Raw genomic sequence first — 1,313 nt, 5'->3', positions numbered from 1 at the left:
GGGGGGGGGCTTGCTTTTTAGCGATGTACTCTGGGCACTGGACTAGTCTTCGGCGTTTGCGGGATACCCCCCCAGTGCGCTTTCACCGCCAGCGCCGCGAGGTGTGTTTTGTCCTAGAGGGCACCAAGGATACGGTGATCGTTCCTTGGGAATCGCTGATGGCCTGGGTGGTAGAAGCCCGTGGCGTGACTCAATACGGCGTTCAGCAGCAGTTCGGTATGGGATTTGGCTATGCACATCCAGAAACCGGGCAGTGGCTAAAGCTGGAATTTATGACCATGGCAAAACCCTTGGCCATCAGCCACTGGGAAGCGGTGCGTGCCTATATGGAGTACGAGGTCAATTCTCTTGCCGAGGTGCAAGATCCAAACGTCGTCAGGGGTAAAGATGACCCACCCTGGGAAGGGGTGCATACCCTGCGCAATGCCCGTCGCCACATGAATCAGCGCCGAGCTGACGGCGAGATAGGCTGGTTATATTGGAGCTTTTGGTACCTCATCGACATCGTTCAGCTCTGGAACCTGCCAGGCTATTTAACGGAGTGGGACAACAAACGCCTAATGAAAGCGCGCCCTAATTTATTGCCTTCAGAAATGGTGGAATGGTCGAAACCGCTGCCAGAAGAACAGTGGGCCAGGCCCAGTGAGGAACTGACCAGACTCTCTGAAGCAGTGCGCACTATTCGCGAACAGGACCCTGCTTTGCCTATTGAAATGGTGTTCACCGAAGCCTACAAGCGACAGGGGCTGAAAGCCTGATTATACAAGGCCGTCAGTTATGAGTCAGCAGGCACCGGCTTTGCCTCACCCGGATACTACCTAGCCCCACCGGGCTGGAGATGTCGAGCCCTTTCCAGGTGGCAAAGTTATCTATCTTTCACCTGCTCCCTTGCCCACGGAAGCGGAGCCTTTGGATTTCAACCAAGAGATTGGGGAGGTAAACGATGCCTACTTGGATTTCGGCGGTAGCCTTCCCACGCCATTTACTTGGCAGTTTACGTTAGTTATAAGCTCACTTTGGGTTGTTGTGCTTACTCCTTTGGTACTCGGTTGGCTGACTTCTAATGAAGATATCTCTTTTGCCAGTGAGTTTATGGCCTTCTTCGACATTACTCTTGGAATGGGGCTATGGGTGGGGGCGATAATCCTTGCATGAGCTTTGGTAATCAAAGCCCACTACCACTTTAGGTTCCGTGAGGCTGTCCCCACCCGTTTTCATCGCCAGCGCCGTGAGGTGGCTTTTGCGCCGGGCGACGGCAAGCCTCCCATCATCGTGCCCTGGGAAAGCGTGGCGGCCTGGGTGACCCAGGCGCA

The 1,313-nt window shown here is 54.8% G+C and carries 2 protein-coding genes; both read left to right on the top strand.

Annotation, left to right across the window (positions count from 1 at the left end; translation table 11 throughout):
- The coding region (locus KUC_RS19740; RefSeq protein WP_244264850.1) for a hypothetical protein at positions 1-758 on the top strand (758 nt) is incomplete at its 5' end.
- A 151-nt stretch (positions 759-909) separates the two neighbouring features.
- Positions 910-1,155 carry a hypothetical protein gene (locus KUC_RS19165; RefSeq protein WP_007113958.1) on the top strand — a complete coding sequence of 82 codons (246 nt, stop codon included), beginning with the start codon at positions 910-912 and terminating at the stop codon, positions 1,153-1,155.
- Positions 1,156-1,313 lie beyond the last annotated feature (158 nt).

Origin of the sequence: Vreelandella boliviensis LC1, from assembly GCF_000236035.1 — a bacterium.
Taxonomy (GTDB): Bacteria; Pseudomonadota; Gammaproteobacteria; order Pseudomonadales; family Halomonadaceae; genus Vreelandella; species Vreelandella boliviensis.
The sequence above is the reverse complement of the archived record's forward strand: the minus strand, read 5'-3'. Positions and strand labels throughout refer to the sequence as shown.